This is a genomic window from Streptomyces sp. NPDC001100 (assembly GCF_053598575.1).
This window is the reverse complement of record NZ_JBSFKO010000032.1, coordinates 66799-88356: the sequence shown is the minus strand read 5'-3', so window position 1 is coordinate 88356 and position 21558 is coordinate 66799. Positions and strand designations below refer to the sequence as shown.

At 69.6% G+C, this 21558-nt stretch carries 20 protein-coding genes; 14 read left to right on the top strand and 6 right to left on the bottom strand.

The features are described 5' to 3' along the window. Positions 1-26: 26 nt before the first annotated feature. The 9 genes from ACWDEW_RS35625 to ACWDEW_RS35585 all read left to right on the top strand — a co-directional run bounded on the left by ACWDEW_RS35625 (position 27) and on the right by ACWDEW_RS35585 (position 10276). Positions 27-779 carry a YebC/PmpR family DNA-binding transcriptional regulator gene (locus ACWDEW_RS35625; RefSeq protein ID WP_019066362.1) on the top strand — a complete coding sequence of 251 codons (753 nt, stop codon included), beginning with the start codon at positions 27-29 and terminating at the stop codon, positions 777-779. Between the two features lie 120 nt (positions 780-899). Then, on the top strand, positions 900-1475 hold the full coding sequence (gene ruvC, locus ACWDEW_RS35620) for a crossover junction endodeoxyribonuclease RuvC (protein ID WP_450518499.1): 576 nt from the start codon (positions 900-902) through the stop codon (positions 1473-1475). Next, positions 1472-2080 carry a Holliday junction branch migration protein RuvA gene (gene ruvA, locus ACWDEW_RS35615; RefSeq protein WP_381246099.1) on the top strand — a complete coding sequence of 203 codons (609 nt, stop codon included), beginning with the start codon at positions 1472-1474 and terminating at the stop codon, positions 2078-2080. The genes ruvC and ruvA overlap by 4 nt, the downstream gene beginning before the upstream one ends. A gap of 9 nt (positions 2081-2089) precedes the next feature. After that, positions 2090-3160 (top strand): Holliday junction branch migration DNA helicase RuvB, encoded by a 1071-nt coding sequence (gene ruvB / locus ACWDEW_RS35610; RefSeq protein WP_366021970.1) that lies wholly within the window; start codon positions 2090-2092, stop codon positions 3158-3160. A gap of 165 nt (positions 3161-3325) precedes the next feature. Next, on the top strand, positions 3326-3832 hold the full coding sequence (gene yajC / locus ACWDEW_RS35605) for a preprotein translocase subunit YajC (RefSeq protein ID WP_450518496.1): 507 nt from the start codon (positions 3326-3328) through the stop codon (positions 3830-3832). A gap of 142 nt (positions 3833-3974) precedes the next feature. Further along, a complete protein-coding gene (gene secD / locus ACWDEW_RS35600; RefSeq protein WP_450518494.1) occupies positions 3975-5744 on the top strand; it encodes a protein translocase subunit SecD in 1770 nt (589 codons plus the stop codon). Between the two features lies 1 nt (position 5745). Beyond that, positions 5746-6864, top strand: a complete 1119-nt coding sequence (secF, locus tag ACWDEW_RS35595) for a protein translocase subunit SecF (RefSeq protein ID WP_450518492.1) — start codon at positions 5746-5748, stop codon at positions 6862-6864. Then, positions 6861-7400, top strand: a complete 540-nt coding sequence (locus ACWDEW_RS35590) for an adenine phosphoribosyltransferase (RefSeq protein ID WP_450518490.1) — start codon at positions 6861-6863, stop codon at positions 7398-7400. Before secF ends, ACWDEW_RS35590 begins: the two co-directional genes overlap by 4 nt. Before the next feature lie 335 nt (positions 7401-7735). Further along, complete coding sequence (locus ACWDEW_RS35585) at positions 7736-10276, top strand: RelA/SpoT family protein (RefSeq protein ID WP_450518488.1); 2541 nt, start codon at positions 7736-7738, stop codon at positions 10274-10276. Between the two features lie 67 nt (positions 10277-10343). Here ACWDEW_RS35585 and ACWDEW_RS35580 read toward each other — a convergent pair whose 3' ends face one another. Next, positions 10344-11573: a DUF349 domain-containing protein gene (locus tag ACWDEW_RS35580; protein WP_450518486.1), complete on the bottom strand. Its 1230-nt coding sequence runs from the start codon at positions 11571-11573 to the stop codon at positions 10344-10346. 135 nt (positions 11574-11708) lie between these two features. Beyond that, the gene (locus ACWDEW_RS35575) at positions 11709-12527 is read right to left on the bottom strand and encodes a peptidylprolyl isomerase (protein ID WP_450518485.1); all 819 of its coding nucleotides are present in this window, start codon (positions 12525-12527) and stop codon (positions 11709-11711) included. Between the two features lie 179 nt (positions 12528-12706). Here ACWDEW_RS35575 and ACWDEW_RS35570 point away from each other — a divergent pair, with 179 nt between their 5' ends. Then, positions 12707-13414, top strand: a complete 708-nt coding sequence (locus ACWDEW_RS35570) for an MBL fold metallo-hydrolase (protein ID WP_450518483.1) — start codon at positions 12707-12709, stop codon at positions 13412-13414. A gap of 13 nt (positions 13415-13427) precedes the next feature. Further along, entirely contained in the window at positions 13428-14690 is a 1263-nt protein-coding gene (hisS, locus tag ACWDEW_RS35565; protein ID WP_450518481.1) for a histidine--tRNA ligase, read from the top strand. A gap of 169 nt (positions 14691-14859) precedes the next feature. Here the strand turns inward: hisS and ACWDEW_RS35560 are convergent, their stop codons facing one another. The 4 genes from ACWDEW_RS35560 to ACWDEW_RS35545 are packed head-to-tail and all read right to left on the bottom strand — an operon-like array spanning position 14860 to position 18411. Then, the gene (locus tag ACWDEW_RS35560) at positions 14860-15483 is read right to left on the bottom strand and encodes a response regulator (RefSeq protein WP_450518479.1); all 624 of its coding nucleotides are present in this window, start codon (positions 15481-15483) and stop codon (positions 14860-14862) included. Continuing rightward, positions 15480-16706 carry a sensor histidine kinase gene (locus ACWDEW_RS35555; protein WP_450518477.1) on the bottom strand — a complete coding sequence of 409 codons (1227 nt, stop codon included), beginning with the start codon at positions 16704-16706 and terminating at the stop codon, positions 15480-15482. The genes ACWDEW_RS35560 and ACWDEW_RS35555 overlap by 4 nt, the downstream gene beginning before the upstream one ends. Continuing rightward, on the bottom strand, positions 16703-17548 hold the full coding sequence (locus ACWDEW_RS35550; protein ID WP_450518475.1) for an ABC transporter permease: 846 nt from the start codon (positions 17546-17548) through the stop codon (positions 16703-16705). Before ACWDEW_RS35550 ends, ACWDEW_RS35555 begins: the two co-directional genes overlap by 4 nt. Further along, positions 17545-18411, bottom strand: a complete 867-nt coding sequence (locus ACWDEW_RS35545) for an ABC transporter ATP-binding protein (protein WP_359614048.1) — start codon at positions 18409-18411, stop codon at positions 17545-17547. The genes ACWDEW_RS35550 and ACWDEW_RS35545 overlap by 4 nt, the downstream gene beginning before the upstream one ends. Positions 18412-18553: 142 nt before the next feature. Between ACWDEW_RS35545 and ACWDEW_RS35540 the strand changes: the two genes are divergently transcribed. From ACWDEW_RS35540 to rpsD, 3 genes are all read left to right on the top strand, one after another. Beyond that, positions 18554-19210 carry a vitamin K epoxide reductase family protein gene (locus ACWDEW_RS35540; RefSeq protein WP_450518473.1) on the top strand — a complete coding sequence of 219 codons (657 nt, stop codon included), beginning with the start codon at positions 18554-18556 and terminating at the stop codon, positions 19208-19210. Positions 19211-19257: 47 nt separating this feature from the next. Next, the gene (locus tag ACWDEW_RS35535; protein ID WP_450518471.1) at positions 19258-20613 is read left to right on the top strand and encodes a replication-associated recombination protein A; all 1356 of its coding nucleotides are present in this window, start codon (positions 19258-19260) and stop codon (positions 20611-20613) included. A 313-nt stretch (positions 20614-20926) separates the two neighbouring features. Further along, positions 20927-21541, top strand: a complete 615-nt coding sequence (rpsD, locus tag ACWDEW_RS35530) for a 30S ribosomal protein S4 (protein ID WP_362660023.1) — start codon at positions 20927-20929, stop codon at positions 21539-21541. Positions 21542-21558: the final 17 nt, after the last annotated feature.

Here is a 21558-nt window from a genome sequence, read left to right as displayed (position 1 = left end):
TTGGGTTACGCGAAGGAGACAGGCAGATGTCCGGCCACTCTAAATGGGCTACGACGAAGCACAAGAAGGCCGTGATCGACGCCAAGCGCGGCAAGCTCTTCGCGAAGATGATCAAGAACATCGAGGTCGCGGCCCGTACCGGTGGTGCCGATGTGTCCGGCAACCCGACGCTGTTCGACGCCATCCAGAAGGCCAAGAAGAGCTCGGTCCCGAACAAGAACATCGACTCCGCCGTCAAGCGCGGCGCCGGTCTCGAAGCCGGTGGCGCCGACTACGAGACGATCATGTACGAGGGTTACGGCCCCAACGGTGTAGCGGTGCTCATCGAGTGCCTCACCGACAACCGCAACCGCGCCGCCTCGGACGTCCGCGTCGCCATGACCCGCAACGGCGGGAACATGGCCGACCCCGGCTCCGTGTCGTACCTGTTCAACCGCAAGGGCGTCGTCGTCGTCCCGAAGGGCGAGCTGACCGAGGACGACGTCCTGGGTGCCGTGCTCGACGCGGGCGCCGAGGAGGTCAACGACCTCGGTGAGTCCTTCGAGGTCATCTCCGAGGCCACCGACCTGGTCGCGGTCCGCACCGCACTCCAGGACGCCGGTATCGACTACGACTCCGCCGACGCCAACTTCGTCCCGACCATGCAGGTCGAGCTCGACGAAGAGGGCGCCCGCAAGATCTTCAAGCTGATCGACGCCCTGGAGGACAGCGACGACGTGCAGAACGTCTTCGCCAACTTCGACGTCAGCGACGAGGTCATGGAGAAGGTCGACGCGTAGCGCTGCCGCGAGCTGGGCCGACCAAGAGGCTCAACGGGCCGACGGGACACACCCGTCGGCCCGTCGCTTTGTCAGTGGGACCCGCTAGCCTGCACAAACAGGCGATCGAAGGGAGGGCTCGTGCGCGTACTCGGGGTGGACCCCGGACTGACCCGCTGCGGTGTCGGTGTCGTCGAAGGTGTCGCGGGCCGGCCGCTCACGATGGTCGGCGTCGGCGTCGTACGGACCCCGGCGGACGCCGAGTTGGGGCTGCGCCTCGTCGCCATCGAGCAGGGCATCGAGGCGTGGCTCGACGAGCACCGGCCCGAATTCGTCGCCGTGGAGCGGGTGTTCAGCCAACACAACGTCCGTACGGTGATGGGCACCGCCCAGGCCAGCGCCGTCGCCATGCTGTGCGCAGCCCGCCGTGGCATCCCGGTCGCCCTGCACACCCCCAGCGAGGTCAAGGCAGCCGTCACCGGCAGCGGACGCGCCGACAAGGCCCAGGTCGGCGCCATGGTCACGCGTCTGCTCAGGCTCGACGCGCCCCCCAAGCCCGCCGACGCGGCCGACGCACTCGCCCTCGCCATCTGCCACATCTGGCGGGCCCCCGCCCACAACCGCCTCCAACAGGCGGTCGCCCAGAACCGACTTCAGCAGGCCGTCGCCCTGCACGCAGCCAGGACCCCGAACGCATCGAAAGGCCGTACCGCATGATCGCCTTCGTCAGTGGCACGGTCGCCGCACTCGCTCCCGACGCCGCGGTGGTGGAGGTCGGCGGTGTCGGCATGGCGATCCAGTGCACGCCGAACACGCTCTCCACGCTCCGCCTGGGCAAGCCGGCCAAGCTCGCCACCTCCCTCGTCGTCCGCGAGGACTCGCTCACCCTGTACGGCTTCGTGGACGACGACGAACGCCAGATCTTCGAGCTGCTCCAGACCGCGACCGGCGTCGGCCCCCGGCTCGCGCAGGCCATGCTCGCCGTGCACACCCCGGACGCCCTGCGCCGCGCGGTCGCCGCCGGTGACGAGAAGGCGCTGATGGCCGTGCCCGGCATCGGCAAGAAGGGCGCGCAGAAGCTGCTCCTTGAGTTCAAGGACCGGCTCGGCGCACCCGTGGGCACCGCTCCGGCGATCGGCGCCCCGGTCACCAGCGGCTGGCGCGACCAGCTGCACGCCGCCCTCATCGGCCTCGGGTACGCCACCCGCGAGGCCGACGAGGCCGTGGCCGCCGTAGCACCGCAGGCCGAGGCCGCCGAAGGGGCGCCGCAGGTGGGGCAGTTGCTCAAGGCCGCCCTGCAGACCCTGAACCGCGCCCGCTAGGAGACGTCAGTGAACTGGGACGACACGACCGACGAGACCGCCGCGGAGCGGCTGGTGGGCTCGGTCGCCGACCGCGAGGACCAGGCCGTCGAGGCCGCCCTGCGCCCCAAGGACCTGGGCGAGTTCATCGGCCAGGAGAAGGTCCGCGAACAGCTCGACCTGGTGCTGCGCGCCGCACGCGCGCGTGGCGCCACCGCCGACCACGTGCTGCTCTCCGGCGCCCCCGGCCTCGGCAAGACCACTCTCTCGATGATCATCGCGGCCGAGATGGGCGCCCCCATCCGCATCACCAGCGGCCCCGCCATCCAGCACGCCGGCGACCTCGCCGCGATCCTCTCTTCTCTTCAGGAGGGCGAGGTCCTCTTCCTCGACGAGATCCACCGCATGTCCCGGCCCGCCGAAGAGATGCTCTACATGGCGATGGAGGACTTCCGCGTCGACGTCATCGTCGGCAAGGGCCCCGGCGCCACCGCCATCCCGCTCGAACTGCCGCCGTTCACCCTGGTCGGCGCCACCACGCGCGCGGGACTGCTGCCGCCCCCGCTGCGCGACCGCTTCGGCTTCACCGCGCACATGGAGTTCTACGAACCCACCGAGCTGGAACGCGTCATCCACCGCTCGGCCAACCTCCTCGACGTGGAGATCGACCCCGCCGGCGCCGCCGAGATCGCCGGCCGCTCCCGTGGCACCCCCCGTATCGCCAACCGGCTCCTGCGCCGCGTCCGGGACTACGCGCAGGTCAAGGCCGACGGCTTCATCACCCGGGACATCGCCGGGGCGGCGCTCAAGGTGTACGAGGTCGACGGCCGCGGGCTCGACCGGCTGGACCGCGGTGTCCTCGAAGCGCTGCTCAAGCTGTTCGGCGGCGGACCGGTCGGCCTCTCCACGCTCGCCGTCGCGGTGGGGGAGGAGCGCGAGACCGTCGAGGAGGTGGCCGAACCCTTCCTCGTACGGGAAGGTCTGCTGGCCCGCACCCCCCGGGGACGCGTCGCCACGCCGGCCGCGTGGGCCCATCTCGGTCTCACCCCGCCCCGCTCGTCAACCGGGGGAAACGGACAAGGGGACCTGTTCGGGGCGTGACGGCGGGGGCACTGGCCGGGTCAGGAACCCCGGTGCCATGCTGTGCGTTGTTCCATCAGCGTGGACTCGCTTAGACTCCGCCGATGCCGCCTTTGTGGGCGGCGCCGACCACCCCCATCCACCAGGCCGCTCACCGCCGCGGTCGTGCGAAGGAAATTCCGTCCCGTGAATATCGTGACCCTCCTCCCGTTCATCGTGCTCATCGGGGCCATGTTCCTGATGACCCGCTCTGCCAAGCGCAAGCAGCAGGCGGCCGCGTCGATGCGTAATGACATGCAGCCCGGCACCGGCGTCCGCACGATCGGGGGCGTGTACGCGACGGTCAAGGAGGTCAACGAGGAGACGGTTCTCCTCGACGCCGGCCCCGGTGTCGAGCTCCTCTTCGCGAAGAACGCGATCGGCGCCGTCCTCACCGACGACGAGTACAACCGCATCGTCCACGGCATCGAGCACGACCTGAAGGACGACTCCGACGTCGTCCCGGACGACGCTTCCTCCCTCACCGAGACCGACGAGCCCGCCGCCGACTCTTCCGACGACAAGCCCATCGACCTCGGCAAGAAGGACGTGGCCGAAGAGCCCGCCGACGCCACCGAGGAGCCGGCCGAGGCCGCCGAGGCCAAGACGGACGAAGAGCCGAAGAAGACCGACGGCGACTCCGACGCGAAGTAGTCACGTCCCGGGAGCGCGGCGCGATCCGCTTGCGCCCCGCGCACCCCGGGGACGTGCGTCGCTCGCACGGGATCCCGACACCATGTCATGGCCGCAGGCGCGCTGACCCGGCGCGGAGCGGCCCGAGAGGGAGTACGAGAAGGTGGCAGCACCTAAGAGGGGCCGTAGCGCGAGCGCCCAGAGCAAGCCAGGGCGCTCGCTGGCCCTCATCCTGATCGCCATCGTGGCGCTCACCGGTGGCATGTTCGCATCCGGGCACACCACTCCGCGGCTCGGCATCGACCTGGCGGGCGGCACGAGCATCACCCTCCGGGCCGTCCCGGAGAAGGGCCAGGAATCCGCGATCAACAAGGCCAACATGAACACCGCGGTCGACATCATGAACCGCCGTGTCAATGGTCTTGGTGTCTCGGAGGCCGAGGTCCAGACACAGGGCACCAGGAACATCATCGTCAACATCCCCAAGGGCACGAACTCGGAGGAAGCCCGTCAGCAGGTCGGCACCACGGCCAAGCTGTACTTCCGCCCGGTCCTGGCCACGGAGGCGTCGGTCGGCGCCGCGGCGAGCCCGTCCCCGAGCGCCTCGGGCAGTGCTTCCAGCAGCCCGTCGAGCTCCGCCAGCCCCAAGACGACGGCTTCCTCGTCCAAGACCGGCTCCGCGACGCCGACGGCCACCGCCACCTCGCAGGGACGCGCCGCGAGCGACGCACTGAAGGCCGACTCCACCCCGTCCGCGAGCGCCAGCGCCTCGGCCTCGGCCAGCGCCTCCCCGTCGGCGTCCAGCAGCAGCGCCGCCAGCGCGGCGGCGGCCAAGCTGGAGGCCCAGTACACCGCGCTCGACTGCTCCAAGAAGGCGACGCAGAACACCGCGGGCAAGGGCGCCAAGGCCACCGACGCGACCGTGGCCTGCGGCCAGGTCAACGGCGTCTGGTACAAGTACCTGCTCGGTCCCGCCGCGGTCGACGGCACGGACGTCAAGAAGGCCTCGGCCGTCTACAACACGACGACCGCCGCCGGCTGGCAGGTCACCATGGACTTCACCGGCAAGGGCGGCGACAAGTTCGCCAAGGTCACCGGTGAGCTCGCGAAGAACACCAGTCCGCAGAACGAGTTCGGCATCGTCCTCGACGGCCAGGTCGTCTCCAGCCCCTCCGTCAGCTCGTCGATCACCGGCGGCAGCGCGGAGATCTCCGGCAGCTTCACCCAGGAAGAGGCCCAGAGCCTCGCCAACATGCTGTCGTACGGCGCCCTGCCGCTGACCTTCAAGGAGGACAGCGTCACCACGGTGACCGCGGCGCTCGGCGGTGAGCAGCTGCACGCCGGCCTGATCGCGGGCGCGATCGGCCTCGCGCTGGTCGTCATCTACCTGCTGATCTTCTACCGCGGCCTGTCGGTCATCGCGATCCCCTCGCTGCTGGTCTCGGCGATCCTCACCTACGTGATCATGGCGCTGCTCGGCCCGGGCATCGGCTTCGCGCTGAATCTGCCGGCCGTCTGCGGTGCGATCGTCGCGATCGGTATCACCGCGGACTCGTTCATCGTGTTCTTCGAACGCATCCGGGACGAGATCCGCGAGGGCCGCTCGCTGCGCCCCGCCGTCGAGCGGGCCTGGCCGCGCGCCCGGCGCACCATCCTGGTCTCCGACTTCGTGTCGTTCCTCGCCGCCGCGGTGCTGTTCATCGTCACCGTCGGCAAGGTCCAGGGCTTCGCGTTCACGCTCGGTCTGACCACCGTGCTCGACGTCGTCGTGGTGTTCCTCTTCACCAAGCCGCTGATGACGATCCTCGCGCGCCGGAAGTTCTTCTCGACCGGCCACAAGTACTCCGGCCTCGACCCGAAGGCCCTCGGCGCCAAGGCGCCCCTGCGCCGCACCCGCCGTCCCTCCGCCCCCGTCGACCCGAAGGAGGCGTGAGATGTCGAAGCTCGGCAACCTCGGCGCCCGACTGCACCGTGGCGAGGTCGGGTACGACTTCGTCGGCAATCGCAAGATCTGGTACGGCATCTCGATCCTGATCACCATCACGGCCATCCTCGGCCTGACGGTGCGCGGCCTGAACATGGGCATCGAGTTCCAGGGCGGCGCCGCCTTCACCACGCCGAAGCACATGAGCGCCTCGGTGACCCAGGCCGAGAACTACGCCCAGGACGCCTCCGGCCACGAGGCGGTCGTCCAGAAGCTCGGCGACGGCAGCCTGCGCATCCAGATCGCGGGCATCGACACCGACAAGTCCGACACCATCAAGGCGCAGCTGGCCAAGGACCTGAACGTCAGCTCCGAGAGCATCGCCGCCGACCTGGTCGGTCCCAGCTGGGGCGACCAGATCGCCAACAAGGCCTGGGAGGGCCTGGCGATCTTCATGGTGCTGGTCGTGATCTACCTGGCGATCGCCTTCGAGTGGCGCATGGCGCTGGCCGCGCTCGTCGCCCTGATCCACGACATCACCATCACCATCGGCATCTACGCCCTCGTCGGCTTCGAGGTCACGCCCGGCACGGTGATCGGTCTGCTGACGATCCTCGGTTACTCGCTCTACGACACGGTCGTCGTCTTCGACAGCCTCAAGGAGCAGACCAAGGACATCACCAAGCAGACCCGCTGGACCTACAGCGACATCGCCAACCGCTCGATCAACGGCACCCTGGTGCGTTCCATCAACACCACGGTCGTCGCGCTGCTGCCGGTCGCGGCCCTGCTGTTCATCGGCGGCGGCTTCCTCGGCGCGGGTGTCCTCAACGACATCTCGCTGTCGCTGTTCGTCGGTCTCGCCGCCGGTGCGTACTCCTCGATCTTCATCGCCACGCCGCTCGTCGCCGACCTCAAGGAGGCCGAGCCGCAGATGAAGGCGCTCAAGAAGCGCGTCCTCGCCAAGCGGGCCCAGGCCGCCGCGGCGGGCGAGCCGATCGAGCCCGAGGTCACCGACCACTCGGACGACGACTACGACGACGAGGACGCGGCGGCGGTCGTAGGACCGCGCACCCAGCCCGCGTCCCGCAACCGCGGCCGTGGCCGCCCCTCGGGGAAGCGCCGATGACCGACGTCCAGGAGCTGCTGCTCAGCCGCATCCGCGATGTGGCCGACTACCCGGAGCCGGGTGTGATGTTCAAGGACATCACCCCTCTCCTGGCGGACCCGGCCGCGTTCACGGCCCTCACGGACGCGCTCGCCGAGATCGTCGTGACCACCGGTGCCACCAAGGTCGTCGGCCTGGAGGCCCGCGGCTTCATCCTCGGCGCCCCGGTGGCCGTCCGCGCGGGCGTCGGCTTCATCCCCGTACGCAAGGCGGGCAAGCTCCCCGGAGCCACCCTCAGCCAGGCGTACGACCTGGAGTACGGCTCCGCCGAGATCGAGGTGCACGCGGAGGACCTGTCGGCCGGCGACCGCATCCTGATCGTCGACGACGTCCTGGCCACGGGCGGCACCGCGGAGGCCTCGATCCAGCTGATCCGCCGGGCGGGCGCCGAGGTCGCCGGCCTCGCGGTCCTGATGGAACTCGGCTTCCTCGCGGGCCGCGCCCGCCTGGAGCCGGCCCTGGACGGGGCGCTGCTGGAGGCACTGCTCGTAGTCTGACGTGATCGCGTGACATCGCAACGGCCGTCCCTGAGCCAGGGGGACGGCCGTTGCGATGTCACGGGCCTCGGTGCCACCCCCAAGGGGCGCGGAGAACTGCGCGACCAGCCACGACGAACCCGCAGTCGCCAACGCACCCCGGACCACCCCCACGCCATCCGCAGAGCACTCCCGAGCCACCCTGAATCCACTCCCGGAATGCCGGCGGCAGTCCCCCGCGTTTCACCGGTAGACGGCCCTCACATCGGCCTGAAGGCGATCCCGGAGCCCGGGATCGCTACCATGGGCACTCCGGAGCCTGACCGGGGGACCCGGATCGCGCACGAGGAGTCCTCTTGGCAGACGAGGCCCAGCCCCTGACCGCCGCCAAGCCCGAGCCCACCCCGGGCCCCGCGGCACAGCCCGCGCCCGCCGCGACGACCGCGCCCGGTGAGCCGCGCGGGACGGCGGAGCACGCCCAGACTGCGCCCGCCGACAAGGCGGCGGAGCCCTCGCGCCCCAAGCCCGACCAGCCCGAGCGCCCGGCGCCGGCCCCCGCACCCCGGCCCACCGCCGGTCAGCCCGCCCGCACGGGCGGCGGCTCCTCCAACCGCGTCCGCGCCCGCCTGGCCCGCCTCGGCGTGCAGCGCTCGAACCCGTACAACCCGGTCCTGGAGCCGTTGCTGCGGATAGTGCGCAGCAACGACCCGAAGATCGAGACGGCCACCCTCCGCCAGGTCGAGAGCGCCTACCAGGTCGCCGAGCGCTGGCACCGCGGCCAGAAGCGCAAGAGCGGCGACCCGTACATCACGCACCCGCTCGCCGTCACCACGATCCTCGCCGAACTCGGCATGGACCCGGCCACGTTGATGGCCGGCCTGCTGCACGACACCGTCGAGGACACCGAGTACGGCCTCGACCAGCTCCGCCGCGACTTCGGCGACTCCGTGGCCCTCCTCGTCGACGGCGTCACCAAGCTCGACAAGGTCAAGTTCGGCGAGGCCGCGCAGGCCGAGACCGTGCGCAAGATGGTCGTCGCGATGGCCAAGGACCCGCGCGTCCTGGTCATCAAGCTCGCCGACCGCCTGCACAACATGCGCACCATGCGCTACCTCAAGCGCGAGAAGCAGGAGAAGAAGGCGCGCGAGACCCTGGAGATCTACGCGCCGCTCGCCCATCGCCTGGGCATGAACACCATCAAGTGGGAACTGGAGGACCTCGCCTTCGCGATCCTCTACCCCAAGATGTACGACGAGATCGTCCGGCTGGTGGCCGAGCGGGCACCGAAGCGTGACGAGTACCTGGCCATAGTGACCGACGAGGTCCAGACCGACCTGCGCGCCGCCCGCATCAAGGCCACCGTCACCGGCCGCCCCAAGCACTACTACAGCGTCTACCAGAAGATGATCGTCCGAGGTCGCGACTTCGCGGAGATCTACGACCTGGTGGGCATCCGCGTCCTCGTGGACACCGTCCGCGACTGCTACGCGGCCCTCGGCACCGTGCACGCGCGATGGAACCCGGTCCCCGGCCGGTTCAAGGACTACATCGCGATGCCCAAGTTCAACATGTACCAGTCGCTGCACACGACAGTGATCGGCCCCAACGGCAAGCCTGTCGAGCTCCAGATCCGCACCTTCGACATGCACCGCCGTGCCGAGTACGGCATCGCCGCGCACTGGAAGTACAAGCAGGAGGCCGTCGCCGGCACCTCCAAGGTCCGCTCGGACCAGCCGAGGACCACCGGCAAGGACGACCACCTCAACGACATGGCGTGGCTGCGCCAGTTGCTCGACTGGCAGAAGGAGACCGAGGACCCGGGCGAGTTCCTGGAGTCCCTGCGCTTCGACCTGTCCCGCAACGAGGTCTTCGTCTTCACGCCCAAGGGCGACGTGATAGCGCTGCCCGCCGGCGCCACCCCGGTGGACTTCTCGTACGCGGTGCACACCGAGGTCGGCCACCGGACCATAGGAGCACGGGTCAACGGGCGGCTCGTACCGCTCGAATCCACCCTGGACAACGGCGACCTGGTCGAGGTCTTCACCTCCAAGGCACCCGGCGCGGGTCCCTCCCGCGACTGGCTCGGCTTCGTCAAGTCGCCGCGCGCCCGCAACAAGATCAGAGCCTGGTTCTCCAAGGAGCGCCGCGACGAGGCGATCGAGCAGGGCAAGGACGCCATCGCCCGCGCGATGCGCAAGCAGAACCTGCCGATCCAGCGCATCCTGACCGGCGACTCTCTGGTCACGCTCGCGCACGAGATGCGCTATCCGGACATCTCCTCGCTGTACGCGGCGATCGGCGAGGGCCATGTCGCCGCGCAGAACGTCGTGCAGAAGCTGGTGCAGGCACTCGGTGGCGAGGAGGCGGCCACCGAGGAGATCGACGAGAGCGTGCCGCCGACGCCCGGCAGGGGCCGCAAGCGCCGGTCGAACGCCGACCCGGGTGTGGTCGTCAAGGGCGTCGACGACGTGTGGGTCAAACTGGCCCGCTGTTGTACGCCCGTCCCCGGCGACCCCATCATCGGTTTCGTCACACGCGGTAGCGGCGTATCGGTTCACCGCAGCGACTGCGTCAACGTGGAGTCACTGTCCCGCGAACCCGAGCGCATCCTGGAAGTCGAGTGGGCGCCCACCCAGTCCTCGGTCTTCCTGGTCGCCATCCAGGTGGAGGCCCTGGACCGCTCCCGGCTCCTCTCGGACGTCACCCGCGTCCTGTCCGACCAGCACGTCAACATCCTCTCCGCGGCCGTCCAGACCTCCCGCGACCGCGTCGCCACCTCCCGCTTCACCTTCGAGATGGGCGACCCCAAGCATCTGGGCCACGTCCTGAAGGCGGTCAGGGGAGTGGAGGGCGTCTACGACGTCTACCGCGTGACGTCGGCGCGCAACAAGTCGTAGACCGTACGCAGAAGGGGCTCCCGTACGCGATGTACGGGAGCCCCTTCTCCATGCCTACGACCTACTGTCAGCCGCCGAACTCCTGGAGGCCCTTCAGCGCCTGGTCCAGCAGGGCCTGGCGGCCCTCCAGCTCGCGCTCCAGCTTGTCGGCGCGGGAGTTGTTGCCCTGGGACCGCGCCTGCTCGATCTGGCCCTTGAGCTTGTCCACCGCGGCCTGGAGCTGGCCGGTCAGACCCTCGGCACGCGCGCGTGCCTCCGGGTTCGTCCGGCGCCACTCGGTCTCCTCGGACTCCTGAAGGGCCCGCTCGACCGCGTGCATCCGGCCCTCGACCTTCGGGCGGGAGTCGCGCGGCACATGGCCGATGGCCTCCCAGCGCTCGTTGATCGAGCGGAAGGCCGCGCGGGCCGCCTTGAGGTCGCCGATCGGCAGCAGCTTCTCGGCCTCCTCGGCGAGCTCCTCCTTGAGCTTCAGGTTCTCCGTCTGCTCCGCGTCCCGCTCGGCGAAGACCGAGCTGCGGGCGGCGAAGAAGACGTCCTGGGCGCCGCGGAAGCGGTTCCACAGATCGTCCTCGTGCTCGCGCTGGGCGCGGCCCGCCGCCTTCCAGTCGGACATCAGCTCGCGGTACCGCGCGGCCGTGGGACCCCAGTCCGTCGAGGCCGACAGACTCTCGGCCTCGGCGACCAGCTTCTCCTTGGTCTTGCGGGCCTCCTCGCGCTGCGCGTCCAGCGACGCGAAGTGCGCCTTGCGGCGCTTGGAGAAGGCCGACCGGGCGTGCGAGAAGCGGTGCCACAGCTCGTCGTCCGACTTGCGGTCCAGGCGCGGCAGCCCCTTCCAGGTGTCCACCAGGGCGCGCAGCCGCTCACCGGCGGCCCGCCACTGGTCGGACTGCGCCAGCTCCTCCGCCTCGACGACCAGCGCCTCCTTGGCGTGCCGGGCCTCGTCGGACTGCTTGGCGCGCTGCTGCTTGCGCTCCTCGCGGCGCGCCTCGACGGTCTCCACCAGCTTGTCGAGCCGGACCCGCAGCGCGGCGAGGTCGCCGACCGCGTGGTGGGCGTCGACCTGCTCGCGCAGATGGTCGACGGCGGCCTGCGCGTCCTTCGCCGACAGGTCGGTGGTCTTCACGCGCTTTTCGAGGAGGCCGATCTCGACAACCAGGCCCTCGTACTTGCGTTCGAAGTAGGCCAGCGCCTCGTCAGGGGAGCCGGCCTGCCAGGAACCGACGACCTGCTCGCCGTCGGCCGTACGCACGTACACGGTCCCCGTCTCGTCGACGCGTCCCCACGGGTCGCTGCTCACAGCGCCTCCTCCACATGATGCCTGCACAGGGCCTCTGTGCCCCCGGGCATCGTCCACAGTTTCGTCACGGCCAACATAGGCGACCGGCGGGTTGCCTGTCCGCATCCCGCGCGACCGAAGTTTCCCTGTTGACGGTCAGGATTTGGTGACGGTCGCCTTGTTGATCACGACGGTCGCGTTCGGTGCGCCGTCGCCCTGCCCCGTGCTCTCACCGGCCGCCGCGATCTTGTTCAGAACCTTCATCCCGGAGGCCGAGATGGTACCGAACGGGGTGTAACTCGCCGGGAGCGGACTGGCCTTGTAGACGAGGAAGAACTGGCTGCCGCCGGTGTGCTTCTGACCGGTGTTGGCCATCGCCACCGTGCCCGCCGGGTACGACCCGCCCTTGAGGCTGGTGTCCTTCAGGTTCTCGTCCGGGATCGTGTAGCCGGGACCGCCGCTGCCGGCGCCCGTCGGGTCGCCGCACTGCAGCACGTAGATGCCGTTGGTGGTGAGCCGGTGGCACTTCGTGTGGTCGAAGAAGCCCTTGCTCGCGAGGAAGTTGAACGAGTTCACGGTGTGCGGCGCGGCCGACGTCTTCAGCGCGATGTCGATGTCGCCGCAGGTCGTCGCCAGTTTCATCGTGTACTTCGCCGACTTGTCGATCGTGATCGCCGGCTCTTTCTTCCAGGTCTCCGTCTTGATCTTGCCCGCGGTCGGCTTCGCGCACGGGTCCGGCGCCTTGCTCGTCGCCGAGGCACTGGGCGTCACGTCCGCGCTCGCGTTGGACTTCTTGTCGTCCTTCATGACCCCGGTCGTGTACAGCACGACGCTGCCGATCACGATCACGCCGAGCACCGACGCGATCACCGAGTTGCGCGCCCGCGCCTTGCGCCGCGCGGCCGTGCGCCGCTGCTGCTGCCGCAAGAACTTCTCCCGCGCGAGCTGCCGCTTCCGCTGTTCCTGGGTGACCACCGGATTCTCTCCTCATGCGTCTCGTACGCCGACTGGGACGCGTGCGTCTTGTGAGCCGACCGCCTGCGTGTGCCCCGTACCGTATATGGGTTCGCTGAGGATTCGGCAGCGCCGGTAGGCTCTGACCACTGACGCAGGGATCCTTATCCCCACCCGTATCGACACAACGAAGGACGATCGTGCTCATTGCCGGGTTCCCCGCCGGGGCCTGGGGGACGAACTGTTATCTCGTCGCCCCCGCCGCCGGTGAGGAGTGCGTGATCATCGACCCGGGCCATCAGGCCGCCGAGGGAGTCGAGGAAGCGCTCAGGAAGCATCGGCTCAAGCCCGTCGCGGTCGTCCTCACCCATGGCCACATCGACCATGTGGCCTCGGTCGTCCCGGTGTGCGGCGCGCACGACGTGCCGGCCTGGATCCACCCCGAGGACCGCTACATGATGAGCGATCCCGAGAAGGCGCTCGGCCGCTCGATCGGGATGCCGCTGATGGGCGAGCTGACCGTGGGGGAGCCGGACGACGTCAAGGAGCTGACCGACGGGGCACGGCTCGCGCTCGCGGGACTGGAGTTCTCGGTCGCGCACGCGCCGGGCCATACGAAGGGGTCGGTGACGTTCCAGATGCCGGAGACGGCCGAGATCCCCTCGGTCTTCTTCTCCGGGGATCTGCTCTTCGCCGGCTCCATCGGACGCACCGACCTGCCCGGCGGCTCCCACGCCGAGATCCTCGACTCGCTGGCCCGTGTGTGCCTGCCGCTCGACGACTCGACCGTGGTGCTGTCCGGCCACGGCCCCCAGACGACCATCGGCCAGGAGCGCGCCACCAACCCGTATCTGCGGGAAGTGGCCGCCGGCCTCGGGAGCTCGGACGCTCCCCGACGAGGAATGTGACGAGAGACTTTTCGTGAGTACCTTCCAGGCCCCCAAGGGCACGTACGACCTGATTCCGCCGGAGTCGGCCAAGTACCTCGCCGTGCGCGAGGCGATCGCGGCCCCGCTGCGCAACTCCGGCTACGGCTACATCGAGACGCCCGGCTTCGAGAACGTCGAACTCTTCGCGCGCGGGGTCGGTGAGTCCACCGACATCGTGACCAAGGAGATGTACGCCTTCGAGACCAAGGGCGGCGACCGGCTGGCCCTGCGCCCCGAGGGCACGGCTTCCGTACTGCGCGCGGCACTTGAGGCCAACCTGCACAAGCTGGGCAACCTCCCCGTCAAGCTCTGGTACTCGGGCTCCTACTACCGCTACGAGCGCCCCCAGAAGGGCCGTTACCGGCACTTCTCCCAGGTCGGCGCCGAGGCGATCGGTGCGGAGGACCCGGCGCTGGACGCCGAGTTGATCATCCTGGCGGACCAGGCGTACCGCTCTCTGGGCCTCAGGAACTTCCGCATCCTCCTCAACAGCCTGGGCGACAAGGAGTGCCGCCCGGTCTACCGGGAGGCGCTGCAGAACTTCCTCCGGGGCCTGGACCTCGACGAGGAGACGCTCCGCCGCGCGGACATCAACCCGCTCCGAGTCCTCGACGACAAGCGCCCGGACGTCCAGAAGCAGCTGACGGACGCGCCGCTGCTCCGCGACTACCTGTGCGACGCGTGCAAGGCCTACCACGAGGAGGTCCGCGAGCTGATCACGGCGGCGGGCGTCTCCTTCGAGGACGACCCGAAGCTGGTCCGCGGCCTGGACTACTACACCCGCACGACCTTCGAGTTCGTCCACGACGGTCTGGGCTCCCAGTCCGCGGTGGGCGGCGGCGGTCGCTACGACGGCCTCTCCGAGATGATCGGCGGCCCCGCACTGCCCTCCGTGGGCTGGGCGTTGGGCGTCGACCGTACGGTCCTCGCGCTGGAGGCGGAGGGCGTCGAACTCCAACTCCCCGCGTCCACCAGCGTGTTCGCCGTCCCGCTGGGCGAGGAGGCCCGCCGGGTCCTCTTCGCCAAGGTGACCGAACTCCGCAAGCTGGGCATCGCGGCCGACTTCTCCTACGGCTCCAAGGGCCTCAAGGGTGCGATGAAGAACGCCAACCGCAGCGGCGCCCGCTACACGATCGTCGCCGGCGAACGCGACCTCGCCGAGGGCGTCGTCCAGCTCAAGGACATGGAGTCCGGCGAGCAGTCGGCGGTCGCGGTGAACGAGATCGTGGCGGAACTGGAGTCGAGGCTGGGCTGAGGGGGGTGGGGGCGGGGACCGGTTTCTTCGCCCCCGCCGCCCCTACCCGTCCCGTCCCTGGGGGCTGCGCCCCCAGGGACGGGCTTCGGCCTGAACGGCCTCGTCCTCAAACGCCGGACGGGCTGAAAATCCAGCCCGTCCGGCGTTTGAGGAGCGGGGGCGGGAATCCCTAGTCCAGCAACCCGAACCGCATCGCACTCGTCACCGCCGCAGTCCGGTCGTCCACCCCCAACTTCCCGAAGACCCGCAGCAGATGGGTCTTCACCGTCGACTCCCCGATGTACAACCGCCGCCCGATCTCCGCGTTGGTGCACCCCTCCGCCACCAACCGCAACACCGCCGTCTCCCGCTCCGACAACCGCGGCCGCTCCGGCTTCGTCCGCAACTGGTCCACCAACCGGGCGGCCACCGAGGGCGCCAACACGGTCTCGCCCCGCGCAGCGGCCCGTACCGCGTCGGCAAGCTCACCCCGCGGCAGATCCTTCAGCAGATAACCCGCCGCTCCCGCCTCCACCGCGCGCAGAATGTCCCGGTCCGTCTCATACGTCGTGAGGACGATCACCCGGCACGGCAGCCCGGCCTCGCTCATCCGCACGATGGAGTCGACACCTCCGCCACCCGGCATACGCAGGTCCATCAGCACGATGTCGGGCCGGAGTTCGGCCGCCAGCGTCTCGGCCTGCGGCCCGCTGGACGCGTCGGCGACCACGTCGAGATCCGGTTCGGCACTGAGCATGGCGCGCAGGCCCTCCCGTACGACGGGATGGTCGTCGGCCAGCACGATCCGGATCATCGGGGACTCCTCAAGGGCGATGGAGGCGATGCAGGTGATACGGGCGACACCGGCAGCTCTACGGTCACCGTCGTGCCCCCGCCCCGCGCGCTGCGAACCCGCGCGGTCCCGCCCACCTCCGCGGCTCGGCTGCGGAGCCCCGCCAGGCCGTAGCCGCCGGACACCGCACCCGGGTCGAAACCGCACCCGTCGTCCCGCACCGAGACGGTCAGCGTCGCGTCGGTGTACGCCAGTGTGAGGCTCACCGTCGCCGAACTCCCCGCGTGCTTGCGGGCGTTGGCAAGGGCCTCCTGGCAGGAACGCAGGGCGACCACCTCGGGCGCGGCAGGCAACGTCCTTACCGGGCCGGTGACTTGGAGCGCCGCGTCATGGCGTGCGGCGAGCCGGCGCAGGGCGTCCGGCAGTGTGGCGTCGGCGAGGTCGGCCGGGGTGCCGCCGGCGACCAGGGCGCGGGCCTCGGCGAGGTTCTGCCGGGCGGTCTCGTCCATCAGCGCGAGGTGGCGGCGGGCTTGGGGGACGTCCTCGTCCAGCTCGGCCTCCACCGCCTGGATCAGCATCAGCAGACTGGTGAAGCCCTGCGCGAGGGTGTCGTGGATCTCCCGGGCCATGCGCTCCCGCTCGGCCAGCGCGCCGTGCGCCGACGACAGCCGGGAGACCTCGTGACGGCTCGCGTCCAGCTCGGCGATCAACTCGGCGCGCTCCTGGCTCTGTTCGATGACCCGGATGATCCAGGTGCCCAGGGCCATCGAGAAGACCAGGGTGACCACGGCGAACACCGAGTTGAAGAACACGTCGTGGGCGCCGGGCCACCACAGCAGCGCCCAGCCGATCACCGGCACGATGTTGATCACGGTCACCGCGATCAGCGCCCAGCGCAGCCGCAGCATCATGAAGCAGGGCGGGACGAGCGCGAAGGCCATCAGCCGGGTCTCGCCGACCAGCACCGCCGACGGCAGGAACAGCGCCATCTGCGCCGCGAGGTAGGAGACGGCCCGCCGCTCGTCGGGCGGATCGCCCCGCAGGACAGGGCGCCCGAACCAGACGTACAGCGGAACCAGCGGGGCGAGCAGCCCGGCCGCCACCACGCGCACCGGCCACCCCGGCTTGTCCGTGCCGAGCACGAACACCAGGGTGGCCAGCCAGATCAGGGCGAAGTACGTGTCCCAGAGCCGGAAGGAGCGGTCCCAGGTGTACGACCCCTTCACCGGGGCGGGAACGGTCATCCGTCGCGCCGGTTCTTCCACCGAAAGGTCAGCAGGCACAGCAGCAATCCTCCGACGCACCACGCCCCGAGCACCAGCGCGATCTTCCCGAACTCCCAGCTCCCGGCCTGCTCCAGCACCTGTGCCGACGAGGGCAGGAACACCCCGCGCAGCCCCTGGCACATCCACTTCAGCGGGAACAGGGCACCGATGTTGAGCATCCAGTCCGGGATCGTGTCGATCGAGATGTACACCCCGGAGATGAACTGCAGCACCAGGAAGGGCAGTACGACCACGGAGGTCGCGCTCTTGCCGGACTTGGGGACCGAGCTGACCGCGATGCCGAGCAGTGCGCACGCCGTGAGACCGAGCACGAAGATCCACCCGAAGTCCAGCCACTTGCCGGCGGACGAGGGCAGGTCGACGCCGTAGAAACTGGTCCCGACGAGCAGCAGGATCGCCGTCTCCAGCAGGCCCGTGACCAGAACCAGCCAGATCTTGCCGAGGAAGTACGCGGCCGGTGGCATCGGCGTCCCGCGCAGTCGGCGCAGCACCTTCTCGTCGCGTTCGATCGCGATCGAGATGCCGAGGGACTGGAAACTCGTCGACATGATGCCGGCGGCCATCATGGCCGGGACGTAGAGCTGGGAGGCGGTGACGCCCGCGCCCCTGACGTCGTCCTTGAAGATCGACGCGAAGAGGAAGAGGAAGACGACCGGGAAGGCGAAGGTGAAGACCACCTGGTCGCGCTGGCGGAAGAACTGCCTGAGCTCCAGCACCCCGCGCCGCAGCCCGAGCCCCCAGGCGCCGGGCAGCCGTTCCTCGGAGGTCCGGGGCCGGGCCCGCTCTGCCGTCGTGGTCATCGCACGTCCTCCTGTCCGGTCAGCCGGAGGTAGACGTCCTCCAGGGTGGGGCGGGTCACCAGCAGACCGGGGATCTCGCCGTCGAAGCGGTGCATGAGTTCGGCCACGACCTTGGTGGGAGTGTCGGTGTGCTCCGCGCGCGGGGTGCCGTCGGGCTCGGTCCACTCGACGGTGGCTCCGGTGCCGTGGCGCTCGCGCAGGGCGGCCGGTTCGCCTTCGGCGACCACCCGGCCCTTGGCGACGATGGCGAGGCGGTCGGCGAGGTTCTCCGCCTCCTCCAGGTAGTGGGTGGTGAGGAGGATCGTGGTGCCCTCGCCCGCCAGCTTGCGGATCAGGTCCCAGAACTGGCGCCGGGCCGCCGGGTCGAAACCGGTCGTCGGTTCGTCCAGGAGCAGCAGCTCCGGGTCGCCGATCACCCCGAGGGCCACGTCCAGACGCCTGCGCTGGCCGCCCGACAGCGCCTTGATCCGGCTGTCCACCTTGGCCTCCAGACCCACCAGGCCGATGACCTCCTCGGGGTCGCGCGGACGCGGGTAGTAGCGGGCGAAGTGCCGTACGGTCTCGCCGACAGTCAACTCCGCGGGTGCCGATTCGTCCTGCCAGACGATGCCGACCCGCGAACGCCACGCGCGTGTGCCCGTCGCCGGGTCCGACCCGAGTACCAGGACCTCGCCCGCGTCCCGGCCCCGGTTGCCCTGGAGGATCTCCACCGTGGTGCTCTTGCCCGCGCCATTGGGCCCGAGCAGGCCGAACACCTCCCCGGTGCGTATCTCCAGGTCGATTCCGTCCACGGCGGTCACGTCCCCGTACTGCTTGCGCAGCCCCCGCACATCCACTGCGAGTTCGTTCGCCTGTGTTGTCATGCCATGAGCATCGTCCGGAATCGGGCGCTCAGGGACGACCGTGCGTACTTCCTTATGTCCACCGAACGGTGGACAGGGCCGTGCGTGCGGCACAATGGCCCTGCCCGAAGATGGTCCAACTCTCAAGTGACGGATCGGCGTGATGAGCAAGACGACAGTGAAGGACGTCTCCACCGACTCCGAGCCGGAGCGCACGGCCGGGGAGCCGCGCACGGTCGGCAGCAGCCGGGCCTTCGCCGTGCTGCTGGTGATCACCGGCGCGGCCGGTCTGCTCGCCGCGTGGGTCATCACGATCGACAAGTTCAAGATCCTTGAGGGCAAGCTCGCGGGCAAGACGTTCACCCCGAGCTGCAGCATCAACCCGATCGTGTCCTGCGGCAGCGTCATGGAGAGCAAGCAGGCCTCGGCCTTCGGCTTCCCGAACCCGATGCTCGGCCTGGTCGCCTACGGCATCGTCATCTGCGTCGGCGTCAGCCTGCTGACCCGGGTCAAGTTCCCGCGCTGGTACTGGCTGACCTTCAACTTCGGCACGCTCTTCGGAGTGGGCTTCTGCACCTGGCTGCAGTTCCAGTCGCTGTACCGGATCAACGCGCTGTGCCTGTGGTGCTCGCTGGCCTGGGTCGCCACGATCACCATGTTCTGGTACGTCACCTCGTTCAACATCCGCAACGACTTCCTGAAGGCCCCCCGCCCGGTGAAGAACTTCCTTGGCGAGTTCACCTGGGTCCTCCCGGTCACCCACGTCGGCATCATCGCCATGCTGATCCTGACCCGCTGGGGCACCCAGCTCTGGGCCTGACCCCGGTCCCGACGGGATTGTCAGTGGCGTGACATAGGGTTTTGGACGTGGAGCCCGACCTGTTCACCGCCGCAGCCGAAGAACGCCAGGAGAAGGACCCGTCCAGCAGTCCCCTGGCGGTCCGGATGCGCCCGCGCACCCTCGACGAGGTGGTGGGCCAGCAGCACCTGCTGAAGCCGGGCTCACCCCTGCGCCGGTTGGTGGGCGAGGGGGCGGGCGGCCCGGCGGGACCGTCGTCGGTGATCCTCTGGGGTCCGCCCGGCACCGGGAAGACGACTCTCGCCTACGTCGTCTCCAAGGCCACCAACAAGCGCTTCGTGGAGCTGTCCGCGATCACCGCGGGCGTCAAGGAGGTCCGCGCGGTCATCGACGGCGCCCGGCGCGCGACCGGAGGCTTCGGCAAGGAGACCGTCCTCTTCCTCGACGAGATCCACCGCTTCAGCAAGGCCCAGCAGGACTCCCTCCTCCCCGCCGTCGAGAACCGCTGGGTGACCCTGATCGCGGCGACCACGGAGAACCCGTACTTCTCGGTGATCTCCCCGCTCCTGTCCCGCTCCCTGCTCCTCACCCTCGAACCCCTCACGGACGACGACCTGCGCGCCCTGCTGCGCCGGGCCCTGTCCGACGAGCGCGGTCTCAAGGACGCGGTCACCCTCCCCGAGGACAGCGAGAACCACCTGCTGCGGATCGCGGGCGGCGACGCCCGCCGCGCGCTGACCGCCCTGGAGGCCGCCGCCGGGGCCGCCCTCGACAAGGGCGAGCCGGACATCACCCTCCAGACCCTGGAAGAGACCGTCGACCGCGCGGCCGTGAAGTACGACCGGGACGGCGACCAGCACTACGACGTGGCCAGCGCCCTCATCAAGTCCATCCGCGGCTCGGACGTCGACGCGGCCCTGCACTACCTCGCCCGCATGATCGAGGCCGGCGAGGACCCTCGCTTCATCGCCCGCCGCCTGATGATCTCCGCCAGTGAGGACATCGGCCTTGCCGATCCCAACGCACTGCCGATCGCGGTCGCCGCCGCCCAGGCCGTGGCGATGATCGGCTTCCCGGAGGCCGCGCTCACCCTCAGCCACGCCACCATCGCGCTCGCCCTGGCCCCCAAGTCGAATGCCGCGACCACGGCGATCGGCGCCGCGATGGAGGACGTGCGGAAGGGGCACGCGGGCCCGGTGCCGATGCATCTGCGGGACGGGCACTACAAGGGCGCGGCCAAGCTCGGGCACGCCCAGGGGTACGTCTACCCGCACGACCTCCCTGAGGGGATCGCCGAGCAGCAGTACGCCCCGGAGGAGCTGAAGGACCGCGAGTACTACGAGCCGACCCGGCACGGGGCGGAGGCGCGGTACGCGGACGCCGTGGAGTGGACCAGAAAGCACCTTGGTCGTAAGCGGTCCTGAGCACCCTGTAGAATCCCCCGAAGTGCTGTGTCCCGTGCTGTCAGAACGGGACGGTCAGCCGGAGCCAGTCAAGGAACCCAGTTCTCGGACCGGCTCCAGGAGCGTCGCGCACCGTTCGAATGGTGTCGCGGGCAGCCCACCACCATCCGCCGTACGGCGGGACCGGTCGGTGGGCCACTCGCGTGCTGCACGTAGTGCCCAGATCAGGGGAGCGGCTGCCCGGCAGGTCCCGCAAGGGGCCCGACGGGTTTCCCCGGCTGCGGATGCGACCTCCCTCACCACCCTGACAAGCCGACAGACAGAGAGAGACATCGTGGCGAACCAGTCCCGCCCCAAGGTCAAGAAGTCGCGTGCCCTCGGCATCGCGCTGACCCCGAAGGCCGTCAAGTACTTCGAGGCCCGTCCCTACCCGCCGGGTGAGCACGGTCGTGGCCGCAAGCAGAACTCGGACTACAAGGTCCGTCTGCTGGAGAAGCAGCGTCTGCGCGCGCAGTACGACGTGTCCGAGCGCCAGCTCGTCCGCGCCTACGAGCGTGCCTCCAAGGTCCAGGGCAAGACCGGTGAGGCCCTGATCATCGAGCTGGAGCGTCGTCTCGACGCGCTGGTCCTGCGTTCGGGCATCGCCCGCACGATCTACCAGGCCCGCCAGATGGTCGTGCACGGCCACATCGAGGTCAACGGCCAGAAGGTCGACAAGCCGTCCTTCCGCGTCAAGCCGGACGACGTCGTCATGGTCCGCGAGCGCAGCCGCAGCAAGACCCTGTTCGAGGTCTCCCGCGCCGGTGGCTTCGCCCCCGACGGCGAGACCCCGCGCTACCTCCAGGTGAACCTCGCCGCCCTGGCCTTCCGCCTGGACCGTGAGCCGAACCGCAAGGAGATCCCGGTGATCTGCGACGAGCAGCTCGTCGTCGAGTACTACGCCCGCTGATCGCTCAACGGACGTAG